The sequence below is a fragment of the Mesoplasma seiffertii ATCC 49495 genome (assembly GCF_000518725.1).
GTDB classification, from domain to species: Bacteria; Bacillota_I; Bacilli_A; order Mycoplasmatales; family Mycoplasmataceae; genus Tullyiplasma; species Tullyiplasma seiffertii.
In genome coordinates this window covers 235,282-256,235 of the sequence record NZ_KI912485.1, presented here as the reverse complement: position 1 = coordinate 256,235, position 20,954 = coordinate 235,282, and the positions used below count along the sequence as shown (strand labels likewise).

General features: G+C 27.4%; 17 protein-coding genes. 13 read left to right on the top strand and 4 right to left on the bottom strand.

The features are described 5' to 3' along the window. Nucleotides 1–160 precede the first annotated feature (160 nt). From L872_RS0102505 to L872_RS04935, 3 genes are all read left to right on the top strand, one after another. Entirely contained in the window at nt 161–1,231 is a 1,071-nt protein-coding gene (locus L872_RS0102505) for a DUF4238 domain-containing protein (protein ID WP_027063299.1), read from the top strand. 698 nt (nt 1,232–1,929) lie between these two features. Further along, nucleotides 1,930–3,369, top strand: a complete 1,440-nt coding sequence (locus L872_RS0102500) for a DUF2130 domain-containing protein (protein ID WP_027063298.1) — start codon at nt 1,930–1,932, stop codon at nt 3,367–3,369. Nucleotides 3,370–3,372: 3 nt separating this feature from the next. Continuing rightward, entirely contained in the window at nt 3,373–4,041 is a 669-nt protein-coding gene (locus tag L872_RS04935; RefSeq protein WP_027063297.1) for a DUF4145 domain-containing protein, read from the top strand. An 816-nt stretch (nt 4,042–4,857) separates the two neighbouring features. Here the strand turns inward: L872_RS04935 and L872_RS0102490 are convergent. Further along, nucleotides 4,858–5,388: a hypothetical protein gene (locus tag L872_RS0102490; RefSeq protein ID WP_027063296.1), complete on the bottom strand. Its 531-nt coding sequence runs from the start codon at nt 5,386–5,388 to the stop codon at nt 4,858–4,860. A 260-nt stretch (nt 5,389–5,648) separates the two neighbouring features. Here L872_RS0102490 and L872_RS0102485 point away from each other — a divergent pair, with 260 nt between their 5' ends. Next, the gene (locus L872_RS0102485) at nt 5,649–6,305 is read left to right on the top strand and encodes a deoxynucleoside kinase (RefSeq protein ID WP_027063295.1); all 657 of its coding nucleotides are present in this window, start codon (nt 5,649–5,651) and stop codon (nt 6,303–6,305) included. A gap of 64 nt (nt 6,306–6,369) precedes the next feature. Beyond that, on the top strand, nt 6,370–7,266 hold the full coding sequence (locus tag L872_RS05155; RefSeq protein ID WP_051418439.1) for a J domain-containing protein: 897 nt from the start codon (nt 6,370–6,372) through the stop codon (nt 7,264–7,266). A 96-nt stretch (nt 7,267–7,362) separates the two neighbouring features. On the opposite strand, the gene L872_RS0102475 is transcribed toward L872_RS05155, so the two are convergent. Continuing rightward, nucleotides 7,363–8,073 carry a hypothetical protein gene (locus L872_RS0102475; protein WP_027063294.1) on the bottom strand — a complete coding sequence of 237 codons (711 nt, stop codon included), beginning with the start codon at nt 8,071–8,073 and terminating at the stop codon, nt 7,363–7,365. A 287-nt stretch (nt 8,074–8,360) separates the two neighbouring features. On the opposite strand from L872_RS0102475, the gene L872_RS0102470 reads away from it, so the two are divergent. Together L872_RS0102470 and L872_RS0102465 are read left to right on the top strand one after the other, a co-directional pair. Beyond that, complete coding sequence (locus L872_RS0102470; RefSeq protein WP_027063293.1) at nt 8,361–9,224, top strand: thymidylate synthase; 864 nt, start codon at nt 8,361–8,363, stop codon at nt 9,222–9,224. Nucleotides 9,225–9,382: 158 nt separating this feature from the next. Next, nucleotides 9,383–9,649 carry a hypothetical protein gene (locus L872_RS0102465; RefSeq protein WP_156923098.1) on the top strand — a complete coding sequence of 89 codons (267 nt, stop codon included), beginning with the start codon at nt 9,383–9,385 and terminating at the stop codon, nt 9,647–9,649. A gap of 77 nt (nt 9,650–9,726) precedes the next feature. Here the strand turns inward: L872_RS0102465 and L872_RS04925 are convergent, their stop codons facing one another. After that, a complete protein-coding gene (locus L872_RS04925; protein WP_051418438.1) occupies nt 9,727–10,281 on the bottom strand; it encodes an HU family DNA-binding protein in 555 nt (184 codons plus the stop codon). A gap of 174 nt (nt 10,282–10,455) precedes the next feature. After that, nucleotides 10,456–11,214 carry a 3'-5' exonuclease gene (locus L872_RS04920; RefSeq protein ID WP_051418437.1) on the bottom strand — a complete coding sequence of 253 codons (759 nt, stop codon included), beginning with the start codon at nt 11,212–11,214 and terminating at the stop codon, nt 10,456–10,458. A gap of 385 nt (nt 11,215–11,599) precedes the next feature. Between L872_RS04920 and L872_RS0102450 the strand changes: the two genes are divergently transcribed. From L872_RS0102450 to L872_RS0102425, 6 genes are all read left to right on the top strand, one after another. Continuing rightward, complete coding sequence (locus L872_RS0102450; protein WP_027063290.1) at nt 11,600–14,650, top strand: DEAD/DEAH box helicase family protein; 3,051 nt, start codon at nt 11,600–11,602, stop codon at nt 14,648–14,650. A gap of 127 nt (nt 14,651–14,777) precedes the next feature. Then, entirely contained in the window at nt 14,778–16,142 is a 1,365-nt protein-coding gene (gene dcm / locus L872_RS0102445; RefSeq protein ID WP_051418436.1) for a DNA (cytosine-5-)-methyltransferase, read from the top strand. A gap of 1 nt (nt 16,143) precedes the next feature. Continuing rightward, nucleotides 16,144–18,675, top strand: coding sequence for a DUF262 domain-containing protein (locus tag L872_RS0102440; RefSeq protein WP_027063288.1), 2,532 nt, complete (start codon nt 16,144–16,146; stop codon nt 18,673–18,675). Continuing rightward, nucleotides 18,653–19,405: a hypothetical protein gene (locus tag L872_RS0102435; protein ID WP_156923097.1), complete on the top strand. Its 753-nt coding sequence runs from the start codon at nt 18,653–18,655 to the stop codon at nt 19,403–19,405. The genes L872_RS0102440 and L872_RS0102435 overlap by 23 nt, the downstream gene beginning before the upstream one ends. 78 nt (nt 19,406–19,483) lie before the next feature. Further along, complete coding sequence (udk, locus tag L872_RS0102430; protein ID WP_027063286.1) at nt 19,484–20,140, top strand: uridine kinase; 657 nt, start codon at nt 19,484–19,486, stop codon at nt 20,138–20,140. Then, nucleotides 20,124–20,951 (top strand): DNA adenine methylase, encoded by an 828-nt coding sequence (locus L872_RS0102425; protein WP_027063285.1) that lies wholly within the window; start codon nt 20,124–20,126, stop codon nt 20,949–20,951. Before udk ends, L872_RS0102425 begins: the two co-directional genes overlap by 17 nt. Nucleotides 20,952–20,954 lie beyond the last annotated feature (3 nt).

The following is a 20,954-nucleotide window of genomic DNA, read 5'->3' as shown; positions in this document are numbered from 1 at the left end:
TTCTAATATACAAAACGGTAGTTAAAGACTATCATGAATAAGTATATAAGAAGTTTTTTTGCTTTTATCTTATTAATTTAGAACAAAGATAACTTAAAAATATGTTACGATTTAAATAAAAAATTAAGATTTTTAATTGTAAAGCATAGAAAGAAATAATATGGAAAAAAAGAAAGTAAAACGGTCACAACATTACATTCCGCGATTTTTTATTAAAAATTGAATTACTGATGGAAATGTTTATAACTATTATAATAAAAAAGAAAATATGAACAAAAAAGGTAACATTAAAAATCCAAATAATGATATTTTTCAAGAACACTATTTCTACGAAAATGAACTATTATTTTTTATTAATGAAATTGAGAATAAACTATCTCAGATGGAAAATGCAGCAAGTTTAGTAATAAATAAAATAATCAATTCAAGAAACAACGATTTTTTATCGTTGAGTAGAAAAGAATTAGTTATATTAAAAATTTATGTATTGCTACAAAAAATTAGGTCAAAGTCTTTCAAGAAAAAGCTAGATAAAAATAATGAAACTAACGTATTTTTAAATGATTTAAATTATTTATATGAAAAAATATTTTTTCCCATAGTTAAAGAGAACAAAGTCTTTAATAAATTTGAAGAAAATTTTAAAGATAAATATGTTAACTTAAATTTAAAATATTTATTCAAAGATACATATTTAAATATTATTCATCTAGATGATAGTATCGAACAAGGATTTGTTACTAGCGATTTGGCCAGTTGCAGATTTCCAAATGATCAAAATATGGCGTTTGAATTTTTTCCTCTTAGTCCTAAAACTGCTATAGTCTTTGTTAAGACAGACAATCTTTCTTTGCCAATTAACATTTTTGCACGTTTTAGTAAAAGTCACGCAATCGCAAAGGAAATTTTTGGAGGCAAATACATAGATAAAAACATAGAATACAAGTATATAAATAAAGATAAAGACAAAAACAAATTTAGTCTTTCAAACGATGATATTTTTATTTATCAAGTAATTATAGAACAAAGAGAGTATATTGTTACTATTTTAAATTTTTGATTATTTAACATAAAATCAAATTTCATATTACATAGTAATGATATTTTTGTAGTCAAAAATTACTTTGATAAAAAATTAATACATACTATTCTTAAAGGGATTTTTGAGGTTAAAAAAGACAAAAAAATTGAAATAAGTAGTTGGGAAAAGGAACTATATTTTGACTTTTAACCACTGAATCATTTTATTTGTAAATTGTGATGTTAGATCTAAAAACTTACAAATATTTAAAAATAGAGGGTCAAATATATCGATACTTAAAAGCAAAAATAATCAAGATTTAGTTTAAGACTAAGAATATTAAAATTAATTCAATAAGAAATAATCCAATAATTAATAATAAAAATCAAGTTGTTTCTACAAATATAGTCAAGACTATGAAAAATGAAAAGTAAAAGTTAAGCAAACCTAGTAATTTAAAATCCTGATAATTCAATAAAGCAGATGCTTTTTACTGTATCTACATTTAAGAGTTTTTCTTAAATAGTTTTCCAACATATTAGAAAATACTCAAATGATTAAGTACAAAGCATTAACTAAAATTAAAATTATGAAATATATTATCATACAATAACTTCCGTTCTAAACTATAAAATTAGTTGATAGGTTAATTGCTTTTTTGTGTATTATAAAACAAACTATAGTGATGAAATAGGTTAAAAATTTATTTTAGTTTTTTGTTTTCCGAATATTTCGAATATTTAAACATTAACTTGCTATAATATTTGTGTGATTAATATAATCACACTTAGAGAGATCTAAAAGTTCGATATAATGCATTGTCAATTCAAGTAGTTGCAGTACTTGATTGCAATAATCTTCATAACAACTTTAAAATCAAAACAAACTACAGAAAAGGAGATATTACCATGAGTGATATTATTTTAATTTGCCCCCATTGTAATCAAAGTATTACAAAAGCTAACTTAGAAACTAGCGAGCACAGCTGAGCTAATGTAGAAAAATTCTTAGACCAAGAAAAAGCTGCAATGTTAAAAACAATTGAAAATCAAGTTCGTCAATCTTTAACAATTGACTTTGAAAAGGCTAAACAATTGGAAGTTCTAGAAACTCGTAAAGAGTTAGAACAAGAAATCTTAAACTACAAAAATCAAATTGAAAAGAACCGTGCTGAATTTAATAATGCAGTAATTAGTGCAAAACAGGACTATGATTTAAAATTAGCAAACCTACTAAATCAAAAACAAACTGAGATTAACGAAATTAAAGCAAAATTAACTCAAGTTCAAGATCAACAAGAATTGATGATTCAAAATGAAGTTGCTGCCAAGCAAAAACAATATGCTGAAACAATTAATAAATTAAAAAACCAGCTATTTGAAATGGAACAAGCTCAACAAAATCTATTACTTAAAAAACGTGCTGAATATCAAGAAGAAATTAAACCAACAATTGAAGCTTTAAGAGAACAAATTATGAAAAAAGAAATTGATCTTTCAAATATGAAGGCTCAATTTGAAGTTAAATTAGCAACTCTTCAAGCTGAAACTGAACGCAAATATCATCAACAAATTGAAGAACTAAAAATTGCTAATGCTCAAAACAAAATCTTACAATCAAAACGTAAGGGGGAAAACTTTGAGCACGAAGTTGAAGGTGAGCTACGCAAAGCTTTTGGACTATTTGATACGATTACTAAAATCAATAATGTTACAGCTGATAAAAAAGCTGACTACTTACAAGTTATCAAAAATGGTCAAGGTGTTGAAATTGGAAAAATCGTGTATGAAGTTAAGAACGCTGAATGAAAAGATTCATGAGAAGGTAAATTAGCAACTGATGTTGCTAATAACCAAACTAAGTATGGAATCTTGGTGGCAACTAGTTTCAATGAAAAATATAATGGGATTCCATTTATAAGAAGTGAGAAGTATCCAAATATTTGAATCACTGATAGTGAGAGTTTTGTATTTGTCGGACAAATTGTTCGTAAGCTAATTGAAGTTGAAAGTGACTACTTAGCAAAAACTCAATTATTAACTCAGGATACTAATAACGAAGTTATTAAAGAGTACGAACTTAAAAAAGCTAAGTTAGATGAATACTGAACAATTGAGTTTCCTAAAACTTATAAGATTATTGAAACTGAGCTAAAAGCAATTGATAGTGTTAAAAACTCATTAGAAAATAACTCTGCAAAATTAGCAAAGGCTTCTACTAGATTAAATAATCAATTTAAGGAAAAAATCATTAAAGGATTATCAAAAATTTTGGGAACCCTAATAGTTGAAGAACAAGACGAAAATAAACAACATTACAATTCAAATTATGAATTGGGAGGGCAATAAACTATGGCGAGCAGTAAAGTATGGAAAGCGGAAGTTAAGGAAAATTATGCAATAGATAATCATACATATATGTGTGGTAAATGTAATGTAATGTTCTCTTTACAGAGTGGTATTGATTATATATATTTTGGTGGTAATCAGTACGATGATGATTTTTTTAAGGAGCAAACATTTTTACATAATTCATTGGATTTATGAGATTACACTTTCTATGAGGGAGATTACATATTATGAAAATGTAACTTTTGTAGAAATATAAATAAAAATGCTGCACTTATCTCATCACCTGCTTCAATAGTTCCAACTGATAAAGATTTTTTGGAGATAAAAGAATATGACAAAATTTCTGAAGAATCCTTGAAAAAGATAATTAAAGAATTTTATATAACAAGAGGATTACATCTTAATTCTTCTGCAACTATGCTGGCTAGAAAAATATTGATGCATATTGCAGTGGAGCAAAACTTATGTCAAGAAGGCCGTAAATTCATTCAGTATGTAGAGGCCATTAAAGAAAGTGACCTAGTCGGTAGAAATTGAAAAGAGAAAATAGATTTAATTCGCAAACTTGGAAATGAAGAAAATCATGAAGTAAAAGTTGCTACAGATGAAGAACTAACAAATATCTCTAATGTATTAAAAAACTTATTAACAAATATATATACTGATTAGTTTGTTCACTACTTGTCATTTAAATTAAAAGGTTGCCTTAAAAAAGCGTATTTTATTAATATGAAGTTAATGACTAGAAAGATAAAAAAAATGAAGAGTGACATTTTTTGAAAAATAAAGATAAAAAATAATTTTTGAGTATAAAGTTAAGGCGAAATCATGAAAAGAACATAAGTTTTTTTGAAATAGGCATTGGATATGCTTATTTTTTAAAGAAAGTCTATAATTAGGAATACATAGAATTAAGAAAAAAATGATTATAATCTGAATTTGCATTTTCTAAAGATTATATGATGGCGTTCGTCAAAGTTTAAGAGTAGCTAAACGTAATTTAAGATATAAGTATTAAGAGTATAAGAAAGCAAACTTGATTTAGTAGTAGGGGTTTTAAGTTAATGTGCAAGTTACAACTAAATATGATTTTAATAAAGCTGACTAAAATTTGAGATAAGTTAATTTGAGATTATGGATAGTAACACGATTAATAGTTTTTGAATTATAATTTAACTGATCTGATGACTATACAAAAAAGATTCCTACCTTGCTTACATAGTCTTTAAAAATATGCAACAACTTAAGCGCTGACAAGAAATATAAAGTAAATCATTTACCATTACCTATCTCGTTATAATTAAATCAATAATTACCGACTTTCTTGAATAAAACAATGGTTTGATTAATCTAAGTCAAAAAACATTGATGTTCCTTTATTTAAATTGCAGCAGTATTATATAAAAATAAATTATTAAATGTCCTTTCAATTATGCATTTACAAAAAAAAGTGTGCCAAAATTTGGCACACTTTTAATATTCAAGTTATTCATTAATGGTAATCTTGATGTCATACATTTCTTTTCTAGCTTTAAACATTGGTGCTGCAACTATTTCCTCCCCAATTATTCCTCTTTTTAGTTTTTCACTGACTATATTATGCGAACCTTCAATGTGTTTGTCTTCAATAATAGAATATGCATAAATTTCTTTGGCCTCACCAATTTCTTCATGAGTAAATATTGTTGAATCTCATGGTTGATTCTTATCTTTATAAATAACTTTGTAAAAAATATCTTCTCCAAAAATAAGTTCCTTTGAATTTATATATTCTGCTAGGGCAGCATTTGCAGTAACTTTTAATTCGTCCTCATTGGCAAAGGTTTTATTTTCAATTGAATCTGTCACCTTAATTATTCCTTCCGATAATGGGGTTGTGTATCACTCATCTTTTTCAAATTGATCACTTGATACGTATGGCGGTCTGGTATTAACGTTTCAGAAACAAGAAACTGTAAGCGGAACTAACGAAATTGTTAATCCTACAGCAGAGCACAGTGATAAAAGTTTTTTCATATTTTATACCTTTCTCAATTAAAGATAACAAACATAAACAAAATTCTATTTTTCTTATTTCATTTACACCTTCATTATATATAGATTTATATAGGAATAACTTTCAAGATAGACTTTTAATTTTAATAGTTGAGATTTTAAGTAAATAATACAAAGTTAATTTATTTTATATTATCGAAACAAGCAAATTTTAATTAAAGTCCTTGAATACTATCTTTAAAAAAGATAGTATTTTATTAATATAAAGTAGTGGAGAAAGAATGAGAGTAGCAATTTTTGGAACAACCGGAGCTGGAAAGACAACTTTAATTACAAAATTAGAACAGAAATTGCCAAAGGATTATAAAATTTTTTGAGAGACGTCATTAGAATGTCCTTATTTTGAAGAAGCTTATGATGAAGAAAACATTGATCAACAAGCAATGAATTATAAATTAGATTTGTGAATGTTAACCGATCGCATGAAGTCATTTATGAAAAACAAAGATCAACCAAATGCGATTTATGATCGCAGCATTTTGGACTCAATGATATTTGCTGATGCCGATCATAAGTTTAATCGAATTAATGATGTAGACTATAAAGTTTTTAAAGATTATTTTCAGTCATGTATTTTACCGGACTTGTTTAGAGATGATGACAAGAACTCAGGATTTGATTTAGTGGTTTATCTAAAAGTTGATGCTGAAGTGGCAATTCAAAGAATTTTAGGACGAGGACGCGAATCTGAGGTTGATACTGAATATGATTTTTGAAGGACCTTAACTGAGATTTATGACAAGTGATTTGAAAAGTACCGACAAATGGCACCGTTCATGGTTGTTGATGGGAATTCAACTGATCCTGATACTTATGCTGAAGAAATCATTATTCAAATGAAAAATTTGGAAAAACTTAAGTGTAAGCAAAAAGCTTAAAAAATGAGTTTGTAACTCATTTTTTTATTTTAGAAAGTAAAATTATTTATATAAGGAGCAAACTATGACCAAAACTTTATCATCTGAACTGTTAGCAGAAATTACTAATTACAATCAACGTTTGTATGAGCAAAGTTGAAGTGAATACTTAAACAAGATTAAGGACAAGCAGACCTTATCTAATTTAATGACAAGTGGTTTTACAACTCAACAAACAATTGAAGTTAAGAACTATTTTTATTGTGAATATTTAACAACCTATACTGGAAGTGCCTTTTATAATACGTTGGCTTATATTAAAACAAGCTGCGAGGCAAAAACTTATGATACTGTTAAGATAGCTTTAACAGGGCTTAATCTGCAGTTACAAGATATTATTAGCAACGGATTTATGATCTTGGAAGCAACCGAAAATAATATTGTAGTAACTCCAGAATATAATGATTTAATTGCAAAGTTAGAAATTGAATTATATCAAGAGTTTCTAACAATCATTAAAAAAGAACTTGGAACAAAAATTATTCCCAGCATATTAACAACGTATTTAAGTTTAACAGCTATAAATGAAGAATTAGAGCTAAAAAAACATCAACTTCAACTTGATAAAAGTTTTAAAATAATTAATGCTAAAGTTCAAGCAAAAACTGAATCTTTACTTGAAGTAATATATCAACAATTTGCTTTGAAAAGTTATCATCAACAGTCCCAAACAAGCAATCGTAAAGTTCAGTTTGCAGACTTTTCTAATGATCATCTATTATTCAAGATAGATTTTAATGACCAAGCAATTGCCTTAGAAACGTTGGGTTTGCAAACTGACGCTACATTTTCAGATATCAAACGGGCTTATAAGCAATTAGCTGCTAAATACCATCCTGATAATAATAAGTCACCAAATGCTGAATTAGAAATGAAACGTCTTAACATTGCCTATAATTTGTTAAAACAAATTAGCGAGTAATTTTAGTTTCTAAGAACTACTTTTAAAAACAATAAAACCAGCTGCTTTTGAGCAACTGGTTTCTTTATTTTTAAATTAGTAAATATAGAGTACTGGTTAATTATAAAAAGTTATTGATTTTCCTAAATTTCAAATTAGGCTCGCATAATAAGGAATTGATGGACCTCCTCCAAAAACTGAGACTTTAGTATAAAAAATAAAATTGATAATATAAACTTTTAAAGCTTGATCTCAATGTCAAACTGTTCCAGCTTTTAATTGAAAATAAGTTTGTCCAATTGAAGTTGAATACAACTCATTGCTATAGCGTCTAACGTCATCAATCTTACCAGGATTGATAGTAGTTTCCTCATAGTAGGTATATTCTTGATTCATACCGTATTCAGTTTTTCTTCCAAACGAAGAACCCATATCAATCGCTTTTTCTCAAGAAGAATTACTAGCATAGTTAGTTGATTGTCTAACTGCATCAACTGCATTTCGATCTCGAATATAATAAGAATAGACTCAACCTTTTTCATCAACGGGATTACCAATAGAAAAAGCGTTAGCCCCCAATTTAACTTCGTTATTATTGTCAAAAATAACTTGATATCTTTGTCGAGTTGAATCTGTATCATCTACTACTAAAAAATCATCTTGATTATAATTTGTAACCACAGTTACATTAGAATCATAAGTGTTTTGACTGCATTCTGCTGCAGATAATTCTGCAGACAGACTATTGGGATTATTGTTAATGGTAATCATCGCAGGATTTGTCACTAAAACCGAACTTACTACCGAACTTAATAATACTTTTATCATAAAACTTATATCCTTTTCTTAACCCAACCAACCAACCAATACGGATAAATATTTTAAAGAAAATAGCAACTTTGTTTTTTATTCCTTTTTGTTATTATTTGTTTTGTTATATTATTAAGTTTATGCTTTGTTTTAAAAATATTAGTTTTTTGCGTGATTTTTTTAAAATTTGTCAAAGTAAAGATAAACACAAGACTATAAAGTTATTTTGAAATAAGATAGTTTAAAATAACTTTATAGTAGTAAAAAAACCGACTTAAAAATAATAAAGTCAAGAAAAGGAATCTATGAAACAATATTTAAATTTACTTCAAGAAGTACTTGAAAGCGGAGAAACTCGTGGAGATCGCACTGGCACTGGCACTATCTCAAAGTTTGGAATGCAAGCTCGTTATGATCTTCGTGAAGGTTTTCCTCTGGTAACCACTAAAAAAGTTTTCTTTAAAGCTATTGTTCATGAAATTTTATGATTTATTTCTGGAGATACTAATATTAAGTATCTCGTTGACAATGGAGTAAATATTTGAAATGAGTGACCGTATGCTAATTATCAAAAATCAACTGCTTATCAAGGTGAAACATTAGAGGAATTCATAAATAAAATTCGTACTGATGAAACCTTTGCTCTACGTTATGGTGATTTAGGACCAGTTTACGGTAAACAATGACGTAACTTTAATGGAATTGATCAATTTAGCAAGTTATTAACCCAGTTAAAAGCTAATCCTAACTCTCGTCGTCACATTGTATCAGCTTGAAATCCTGTCGAAGTTGAAGACATGTTATTACCACCATGTCATTCACTATTTCAATTATATGTAAGTGAAGAGGGTTATTTAGATTTGCAACTCTATCAACGTAGCGGTGATCTCTTTTTGGGAATTCCCTTTAACATTGCCAGTTATGCGTTATTGCTAGAATTAATTGCTCGTGAATGTAATTTAAAACCACGTTACTTTGTTCATACAATTGGCGATGCTCATATTTATTTAAATCATCTTGACCAAGTTAAGTTACAACTAACTCGTGAGCCCAAGAAATTAAGTAAACTAGTTATTAATAATAAACCAATTTTTGATATTAAGTATGAGGACATTTCGTTAGAAGAATATACTTCATGACCAGGAATTAAAGGTAAAGTGGCTGTGTAGTGTTGATCTAACGAGTTTTTGATATTTAAGATTTTATAATTGTACAAAAAAGTTAAAAAACTATTTCACTTTTTAAAGTATGATTACTAAATTAACATAGGTTATAATGAAATTCTTATAAAGCTATTGTGATATCATTAATACATTACAGCAACGAAATGAGACACAAAATGGCTAAAGATATTAACAATACAATTGATTTTTTGGATATGCGTAATTTAGATGGAAAACTAGTTGATCAACTTTTAAGTGAAGGTAAAACATTAGTCTTTGCTTATAGAAAAGGTTGAATGGTTAAGGGCTGAATCAGAAAAGGTTATAACAGATGAATCAAAGCAAATATTGAAGTTAAACAAGAACTTGAAAGTTGTGGAACATGTTATTGCAAAAAACCTGCTAATGTTTTAGTATACGTTTGAAGATAAGAATTTTACTCATAAATAGTCAAAAAAAAGAGGTGAAGCGTAATTACGCTCTACCTCTTTTTACACTAAAAAATCAATTAATTCATTTTTTCTTTTAAAGTTTTTGATGGTTTAAATTTAACTCCAATTTGTTCAGGGATATTAATTTTTTCTCCTGTTAATGGATTACGCGAAACTTTTGCAGGTTTTGTAATTGTTTGTAATTTTCCAAATCCTGCAAGTGTTATTTCTTCAGAAGCCTCTAGTTTGTTTTGTAATGTTGCAAAGACATCATCAACAATTTGTTTAACACGTTTTTTAGACATATCTGAATAATTGGCAATAAGATCTTCTAAAATCATTTTTTTAGAAACTTGTTCTCTTTTAATTTTAGGAGCTCTTGGTGCTTTTGGTTGAGTTATCTCAACTGTTTTTTCAATAACTGGTTCAGGTGTTGAAACTGACTCTTCAACTTCACCGTGTAAACTTTTGATTAAAGTCAAAATATCAGCAATATCTTGTTTTAAAGTTTTGATTTCTTTCTCTACTTTTTGATTATGAGAAACCATTTTTTTATTAGTGTCCGAAAGTTTTTCATTTTCGTGAGTTAATTTTTCTAACTGATTTTTTAATTCTTTTTTTCTGATAAACATTTAATTCTTTTTCCTTGCTATTTTTCTATAACATATATTATATCTCAAAAGATAAAATCTATAAGAATAATGGCTATATTTTAATAAATATAAATTTCTCAAGAAGGACAAATTATTTTCTTCGTTCTTTTCTTTATTACTTATTTAAAATTTATTTAAAATTTCGATATCAAATTAGAAACTAAAAGTTTTATAAGCGTATTTGAAATTTAAAGCGGATTTATAAAATTCCTCTAATGAGGAATAGTACTTCTTAACAATTTTGTAGGTCACCATCGCATCTTCAAGAGCATTATGATGCTTAAATTCTAAGCCATTTTTTTCAGCCAAAGCGTTTAGTCTATATGAACTAAAAGAGTAATTAGTTACTTTTCTCAAAATGTTTACGGTGCAGCCATATTGAAAGGTTCCGATTTTCAAATTATATTTTTGAACTGTCGCTTTCAAAACTGAAGAAATATCAAAACTAGCATTGTGAGCATATATTATGTAATCTCCATTAAAGAGATATTCAATTTCAGGTCAAATTTCCTTAAATGTTTTGGCATCCTTAACCATTGATTCATCGATATGATGAATACTAATATTTCTTCAATGAAAATCGCATGGTTTGGGTTTGACTAATTGATCAAATGTCAGGATTATTTCATTGTTTTCAATAACAACAATACCAATTTGACAGATACTATCTTTTTGAAAATTGGCAGTTTCAAAATCTATAAATACAGCTTTATCAAATTTTGATGGAACCGTTGTCAGTTCAACATTATTTGATTGAGTACCACTTTTTGACTTCGTATTTATTGTTGTTTTTAGTGCTATCATTTCTTCTTTAAGAGTTCCATTTTCGACAGTAAGTTCACTATTAATTTTGTCAAGTGTGTTATTTTTAAATAGCTCTTCTTGCAGCTGAGCTGTAAATTTATTTTTCATAAACGTTGTTCTTATTTTCCTAATGTGTTTCTATATTTTCTGTAAATTATATTATATATGAAAAGCAAGTATTCCTGAGCTCAAAGCTGAAATATTCAAAAGACAAATAGCTTATATAAATAGAAAAGATAATCATAATAGAAATTTTAAATAAGCGTGTAATAAGGTAACGGCTGTAGTTTATTAAAAATCTAAGTATCGTAAGCAATCGTTTTAAACTCGGAGACAAAACATATGAACAAGATACTTTTGTAAAAAAAACAATTATTCAAATAACACTAAAATCTTTCGAAAAAAGCAAAAAACATTTCTTAGTATTTAAATAAAAAGATAACATGGTTAAAGTAATTATGCTTTCTGATATACTGTTAATAAAGGACAAATTATGAGTAAAAAAATTAGTAAGGTTATAGATTTAATTGCGTTAAAAAACGAAGTTTACAATAAGGACTTTGCGTTAGAAAGCTTAGATAAGATGAGTGAAGATGCTGATGTAAATAAATGATTAATAAATCAGTTCAATAACTATTTATATGAACAAATCGAACATTTAGATATTTCATCAAAGGTTAATTTTTTAAACAACTTGAATAATGAAATTGAGTTTATTAATAAAAGAGTTAAATCAAGCACTGACAATACAAATCAAAAAGCGTGAAGTTTAAATGAGTTTATTGATAAGAAACTTCAAGTTCATTTAAACCAGGAAATCAGTTCTACAAAACATTTATTTTTAATTGTGCCTTTTTTAAGCGCCTATGGGGTCAATATACTTCGAGGGTACTTGGAAATAAATAGTCAACTTGCAGTATCGATAATTACAACGACATATAATGGGGAATCCAAATACTTAGATTTAATTGGTTTAGCCAAACTTAAGTCTGATTACTTGGAGCGTGTTGACGTTAAAATCGAAAATAGCTTTAGTAATAATTCAAATAGGATTCACTCAAAAATTTATATATTTGAAAAGGAAAATAATTTTTCTAGTGCGTATGTTGGATCAAGTAATTTTACCAAGACTGGAATTTTAACAGGGAGTGAATCATCACTAAAGATTAGTCAGTTTCAAGAAAAAAAATTATTTGACAAAATTATGAGCAACTTTGAAGAATTGTGAAGTGATCATTCTCTAATAAATATTACAGATTCTGAAAAAATTAATATAATTATTCAAAAACAACAGCTTATCTCTGATTTTAAACGAGAAAGTACTGATCTAGATAAGCAATTAGAAGCGAATATTTTTAAAAATGAAAGGCAAAAACTTTTTCCGTATCAAGAGTTTGTGGTAAATAATCTATTTGACAGAATATCTAAAAATATTAACAAGCATTTAATAGTAATGGCTACAGGTACAGGTAAGACTTTTACAATCGCAAGCTTTGTTGAAAGATATATTCCCAAAGATGAATTTGAATTGCCACGACTAATTTATATTGCCCCTAATAAGGAGATATTAGATCAAACAATTTTGACTTTCAAAAAGGTAAATGCAGAATTATCAAATGATAATATTTTTCAGTTTTATGATTCCAAAAATAAAGCGAATGACTATGATGAACAAGAATTTATTTTTACAAATATAGAAACTTTAAGAAATAATAAGACTTTTTTGTTAAATAAAAAATTTGATATTGCGATTTTTGATGAAGCACATCATGTACAAGCAAGAACATTTAAAGAAATATTTAACTTATTAGAAAATCAAACTGAGCAAATCATTGGAATGACAGCTACCCCAGAAAGAACAGATGGTATAAACGTTGCAAATTATTTTGGCCTACCATATGTAGAGGAAATTCGTTTATTTGATGCAATTGACAAAGGATACTTGGCTGACTTTGATTACTATTTTGTAAACGATGAAAGTTCAATGCAGGGTGTTGATATCAATAATGAAGCAGCACTAACGCAAGCCTTAAATACACATGAAAGAAACGAATTCATATTTAAAACAATCGAGGAAAAAATTATTCCTATTATTGAAAAACCAAAAGTTGTCTTATTTGCTGCTTCTGTTGAGCATGCCAAAGACATTACAACAACCCTAAAACAAAAGGGATTGTTGGCAGAGTTTTTAGTTAGCTATACTGAAAACGAAGATAATAAAAAAGTTATTATTGGTAAAGAAGAACGCAAAGATATTATTCAAAAATTCAAAGATGGAAAAATAGAATATTTAGTAGTAAGAGATATTCTTAATGAAGGAATTGACATTCCTGAAATCAATGCCATTTTGTTCTTAAGACCAACGTCATCACCGTTAATATATATTCAACAACTTGGTAGAGGTCTTAGAAAAACAATAGATAAAAAACTGCAAGTATTTGATTTTGTAAATAATATTGATATGAAAACTAATAAAACTTACGACCCAGTTATTCCGATTAAAATTTTTATGCAAAATAATGCAGAAAGAGAAATTTTAGATCAAATTACTCATTACGCTGACAATATAAGTTACTCATTACCAGGTAATAGCGTATTTTACTTTGATAAAATGTCTAAAGAAAAAATCATTTCTGCTTTGGAAAAAAGAATCAAACTTTACAAAACAAAAGATTTATTAAGTGAATATCGAAGCAAAGATTTTACCTATGAAAACTATAAGGAATTTTTTGATTTCATACTACAAGAGCCATTTAAGTTTTATGGCAAGCAAACATACTGAAACCATGATCAAAAGAACAAGATATTAGATTCTAGATCTAACACAATTTTAAGAAACTTTTCGATCGTTAATAATACTCATCTTATAAATGCTTTTATAAATATTATTGAAAAACAACAAAGAATTGATAACGAGATAATCAACAACTTGTTTTTTATCAATTTTTATCCAAACTTGAAAAATGGGAATGAAGCAGCACAAGATGTAAATAAAGGATGAACAAATATTTTTGAACAACAACGGCTGCTACAGGAAATAAAATTTTTATTACTTTACCTAAAAGAGACATCAAATACAAGTGATTCTATTTTGACAAACGATGTCAAAAGTTTCGTGGGTTTGAATTTGACTAATTCCCAAGTAAAAGTTATTTTTAAGAATCCGTTTATAAATAATCGCTATTATGGAGATGGGCAACAAAGTGGTATTTGATCTAACAAGAGCAATGATTCTTATGCAATTAGCGCTAAAGCAAATTCTAAAGAGAGTAAATATGGCTACTCAAATACCATAAATGAAGATGCGAATTATTTAAACTGAGATCCTCCATCAAATTGAAGGTATGATTTAAAATCAAAAGGTTCAGCAACAAAGTTTATTAGTAAAGATTTCAATGAGCTTTATATATTCTTTAATACTTTTGAAATGGAAAAAACTTACAATGACACAATTTATCGTTTCATTAATGTAGTTAAACCAGAGGCAATTATAAATATTTTAGATGATCCTAATTCACCAAAATTTAAAATTAAAATTGTTTAATTTTATTAAGAAAATTTAACAAGGTATTCACAAAAAAGTGAATGCCTTGTTTTTTTTTTTTTTTTGAGAGAATAAAGGATATAAATAACAATAAAAATATAGAAAAAACTAATAAAGAGAACTAAAAATGAGCAAATCAAAAATAAGAGTCTTTGAGACGTTCGCTGGAATTGGTGCCCAGCATAAAGCTTTAGAAATTTTGAAAAAGCAGGATTTTTTAGATTATGAAGTTGTTGCTACTAGCGAATGAGATATATGAGCGAATATATCCTATAATGCAATTCATCATAATAACAAAAATATTGCGAAACCTTTAAAGGATAAAGAACTTAATGATTTTTTTGATAAGTTTGATTTATCAAATGATTCTAAAAAAGTTGCTGATAAAATGTTTGTCAAACGCCTTCCCAGAACGACAAAAGAAATTTTGTATAGTTCAATGGTTAATAGTAATAACTTAGGAAGCATTTTGAACATCACTGGGGAATCCCTAATAAATAGTATTACTAAGGAAAGCACCAAGAATAGTTACCAGACGGGTGTAGACTTGATTACATATTCCTTTCCTTGTCAAGATTTATCAACAGCGGGTAACTTTCATAACTCTAATAAAGGAATGAAAAAAGGTTCTGGAACACGAAGCGGTTTGTTATGAGAAATTGAAAGAATTCTACGAGAGTTAAAAGTGTTAAATCAGCTACCAAAATACTTACTTTTAGAAAATGTTCGTAACATGTTATCAAACAAGCATATTGATGATTACAGAGAATGACTTTCATTTCTACACGATGAATTGGGTTACAACACTCAAACGTATCAGTTGAATGCCAAAGATTATGATTCGCCTCAAGCACGAACAAGGGTTTATGCATTAAGTGTTTTGGGAGAAGATGATCAGAACTTCCATGATAGTTTTGCAAAAAACAATAGGGTCATCGAAGTTGAGACAATTCCGAAAAATGTTTCTAGCCAATTAAAAATAAAAAAGAAGTTGCATCAAGTATTAAAAACTGATTATACAAAGCAAGAATACCTTGAAGAAGCATCTAAGGCGACTCCAAATTTAACTCCAAGTAGAGTCAAAATGTATTGTGAAAATCCCATTTTGCACTTAAGTAATATTTCAGAAGCAAAGTACCAATCTCAATACCAAAAAATTGGTTCAAATGGTTATTACATGAACTACTCTCGCACTGTAACCACAAAGCAAGACCGAAATCCTAATTCAGGAATGATTTCTATCGAAAATAGTCTCCTAATCAAAGAACATGAAAATAACCCTTTAAAAAAGAATATGCACTATCGTTTATTAACACCACGAGAGACCTATCTTTTAATGGGATTTGAAGAAAAAGATGTCAAAAAAATATTTGAAAATGATTTTATTTCTCAGGCAGTACGATATCGTCAGGCTGGAAATAGTATTGTTGTAAACGTCCTAGTTGCAATTTTTAAAAAAGTTGCAGAATTGGAATATAAGGAGGAAGAATAAAATGGAACCAAAACTAACAAACTTTAATTTTTTAAAAAAATGACACGAAAATGATTTTTTTGAAGAAGTTCTTAAATTCGAGAGCAACTTTTTAAATTATGATGATACAAAATTTAATACTGAGATCGGAAAAGTATTGGAAGAGGCATTGTATTTAACACAAGATAAGTTCGTGTCTTCAATAAGAGAAACAACAATAGCAACTAACTTTTATGCTATTGTTAATTTCATTAAAGACGAAGGAAATCAAGTACCTGGTGGTGTGAAAAGTGCTGTAGAAAAATTTAAATTTAAACGAAATATATCTGTTCATTCTGCAACTAAAGAGGAAAAAGAATACTTAATTATTGAACCGCTAACAATTGATCTAAAACTTTCTGCAATACAGGAGTTGCACTTAATACTTGCTTATTTAAATAATACATTATGATCAAGACAATTTTCTGTTGAGAAAATCAATATAAAGACATCATACTCTAATCAAATTTACTTACCAGAATCTCAAGAAGGTATTGAAGCTAATGAATTTGAAGAAGCTAAAGTAAGCAATCAAGCAGACTACTTACCAGATGATTATTCAATAGGCTTATCAAAAGAATCTATAGGGACATTATTAGTTTCAAATTATGAATTTGTAATTCCACCATATCAAAGAAAATACTCATGAGAAACTGCAAATATTGTAGAACTTCTTTCTAGTATTCATTTTAATGTTGAAAAAACAAATGCCACTTCAGAATATTTTGGCACAATTGCTGTGACTTCAAATGCAAGTGAAAAAAGTGTTAATACAGTTAGATTAATTGACGGTCAACAACGCCTGACTTCTTCATTACTAATAGCAAAAGCTATTTATGATATTTTTAAAGAAGATATTAAAAATTTTAGTGGTGAATTTCCTGATGAATTGGATAAACTATTTAAGCAAAATGTATGAAAAAATAAAATTAAAAATGCTACCAATTTAGAAAAAGAGCATCACGCATTAGCAATAATATTAGATAGCACTCGCACAAGAACTGAAAAAAACTACGAATTAAAAAACTATAAAAAAACAAATGTTAATAATAATTATGTTCAGATTACTACAATCATTAATGGTTACCTTGCCAATAATGAAAATAAGGAAGAATATTTAGTAAAACTATGAAGCGCTTTTGCTAATAACTTTCATTTAGCAGTTATTAATTTTAAAAAAAGTAAAGAAGAAGAAATGAGAATTTTTGAGAACCTTAATTCTAAAGGAATGGAACTTTCAACCTTTGAACTTATTAAAAATAGTATTTTCTTAAAAGTTGAAAGTTCTGAATTTGAAAATTATGAAAATGAAATTTCTAAATACTTTAATAGTAAAATAGATTTCAGCAATAAAGATGTAATTGCTCATTCGCCTAAAATTAAAGATGTTCACAAGTGTGAAGAAAACTTTATTTACAATTTTTTAACTTTTAAAAAGCGTGATGAAAATGAAATTTCTAAAACTAGTAAAAATTTATTATTGGCCTTCAATAATGTATATATGAAAAATTATAAAAATATTAGCTTTGATCAATACAAAAATATTATCGATGAATTATCAGGATATGTAAGCTTATATCTAAGCGTGATTACTGAAGAGTATAAAGGAAGTACAACACATTATTTAAATACATTTGAAAATTACTTAGATATATTTAACTTTAAAGATGCATTAATGCCATTTATGTTTTATTTAATGGAAGTATATGGAAATTGAAATCGTATAACAAATGAATATGAAATAGATAGTAAATACCATAGGTATATAAAAGAAACTATTTTGGAAATTGAAAAATGATCAATATCTTTAAATCAAATTACACAAGGAAAATCCTTAAAAGGGGTAATACTAGGATTAATTAGATATCTTGATTTCATTGAAGCAAATGATAAAAGTGTAAACTTTAAAGAAAACTTAGCTTTAAGAACAAGAAAGTGATTAGCTGGAAAAGAAGATCCAAATGAGTCAAATATCAAAATTGGAGTTAGTTTCAAAACACCAACAAAAGAACAATTTAAAGATCAACTTTCTAATTCAGGCAGATTTTATAAAAAAGATGATGCAATGTTATTATTAAAACGAATTGAGCAAAACATTATTGACCCTAAACTTACTGGAAGTGTTAACTTAATTTTTAAAAATCCTTCTCTTGAGCACATTTTTCCTCAGAATCCTTTAAAAAATTCTAAGTGATACAAAACTATTAAAGAAAGAAAACCAAATACATTTAAAAATGATGAAGATGTTAAAGAATATTTTGAAAATTATATAAACAGAATTGGAAATTATTTATGACTAGATATAAAAAGCAATAGTGCTCTTCAAAATAAAGACTTCGAGATAAAGAAAAATGAATACGTTAATTCAAGAACAGCTAAGGACTTAAAGTTTAAGGATGTTAATAACAAAGAAGTGACCTTATTTAGCGATATTGATTTTTCTATTGAAGAAATTAAAAATCGTTCCGAAGCAATGGCCACAATAATTGTAAATGAGATCTACAAATATGATTAGTTTAAATGAATTTAACCAAGTGATTGCTATCATGAACGCAGCAGAAAGTTTTAGCTTTTGAAATATAAGCACAAATATTAATAACATTTTGAAAATTTTTGATTCGAACTTTAAAAGATATAAAAACATTGTTAACAAGGAAGAACCAATTATTCTTTATACAGAAGAATCTGATGACAACTATCAATTAGTTATTTTAGAAAATGATAAACGATATAACTTAACTCCTAAATCTCAAATAGTTAATGACTTTGTTTCGGTCAAAGACGCTACAATGACACAATATTTAAAGGTCCTAGTAACTTTTTCAGCTATTACAGCCAATAAGTCAATAACAAGTGATTATTCTTATTATGCAACCGGTTATTTATTAAAAGATATCATTATAAATGATAAAGAATGAGAAAAGAAACAAAAAATTCTTTACAATAATTTAATTTACAATGCCCGAGAAAACAAATATTTTGCCAGAGAATTTATTTATGGAACGATTTTAAGCTTCTTAATAGAAAATAGTGACGACTTTGAATTTGTTACTAACATAAAAGCTAAAAAAAATAATAATATATTCAAAACTTTTGATATTAAAGAATTAACCCAAATATTAGAAAACTGTGGTTATCATGAATTTCATGAAGTCATTGGTTCTTTTGATTATTCAGATATTCATTCTATTTTAATCATTCTTAATAAGATCGGACTAGATACTAGTATCTTCATTTTTGACTAATCAATTGGAAATATAATTACAAACAGCTAAACAATTAGCTGTTTTTTATTTATAATTATATGTTAGAAGAGGTGTATTATGTCAATAAAACCAGTCCAAATTATATTAATTGCTGGAGGGTCTGCATCTGGTAAAACAACAGTTGCTAAAAGAATTGCAAATGTAATTTTAAAGGATAAATCAGTAACTTACTTATCAATGGATAACTATTATAAAAACTTTCCGGAGTTAACTTTAGAAGAACGTAAAAAACTAAATTTTGATCACCCAAATATTATGGATATTGATCTGATGGTGAAGCAATTAACTCAACTTAAAAAGCGTCAAACAATTGAAGTACCTAAATATGATTTTACTACTTCGTTAAGAATGGAAGACACAATTCGTATTGAGCCAGCTGATGTAATTATTGTTGATGGTATTTTTGCCTTACATGTTGATAAAGTAAGAAAGTTTGGAGACATAAAGTTGTTTATAAAAACTCCTGATGATGTTCGATTCATTCGTCGTTTAACTAGAGATATAAGTGAACGTGGATTTACAACTGATCAAGTGATTGAACAATATTTAGAAACAGTTAAACCGATGCATGACTTCTTTGTAGCACCAAGTATTGATTTTGCTGATGTCATCATACCTTATCAAGAAGGTAATGAAGTTGCTATTGACTTAGTTGCTACTAAAATATTAAGTTGAGTAGACGAAAGGAATGCAAACAATGAAGCCATTGGTTAAATGAGTAGGTGGGAAAAGAAGATTTATAAAAGATATCGATCCATATTTGAAAAACTATAAAAGATACATTGAACCTTTTGCTGGTTCTGCAGCTGTTTTCTTTCATTTAAATCCTCAAAATGCAATATTGAATGATTTGAATAAAGATTTAGTAAATTTTTATAAGAACGTGCGCGATAATCCTATTCAGTTATTGAAGTCAATAGAAAATCTTTTTGAAGTCAAAACTGACGTCGAGAGTTACTATTTACTTAGAGATGAATACAATAGTTTAAAGGGAAATTCTTTAAGGAAATCAGCAATATTTTTTTACTTAAACAAAGTTGCATTTAACGGAATTTATAGAGTAAATTCAAGGGGAATTTTTAATGTTCCTGTAGGAAAACATAAGACGTATTATATACCAACGGAAAGTGAATTTTTGGAGGCTTCAGAGCTACTGAAAAATACAAAGCTTTATTCTATTAGCTATGAAAGTATAATGGATAAAGTAAATAATAAAGACTTGGTATATTTGGACCCCCCTTACTTTCCTGATGAAACCTCAAAATTTGTGGGATATACAGATCCTGCTTTTGGAAAAGAACAACATTATCACATGCTTACCTTATGTAAAAATGCTTTTGCAAAAGGCGCAACAATTATAATTTCCAATTCGCGTTCTAAAGAATTTGCTATGGCGCTTTACAAAACATTTGATAGCAGTTTTATTACAGCAATACAAATTCAAACAAACAGAAGTATAAATCCAAATGCAAATAATAAAAATAGGTTTGTTGAGATGTTGTACGTAATTAAAAAGGAGCAATAAAAT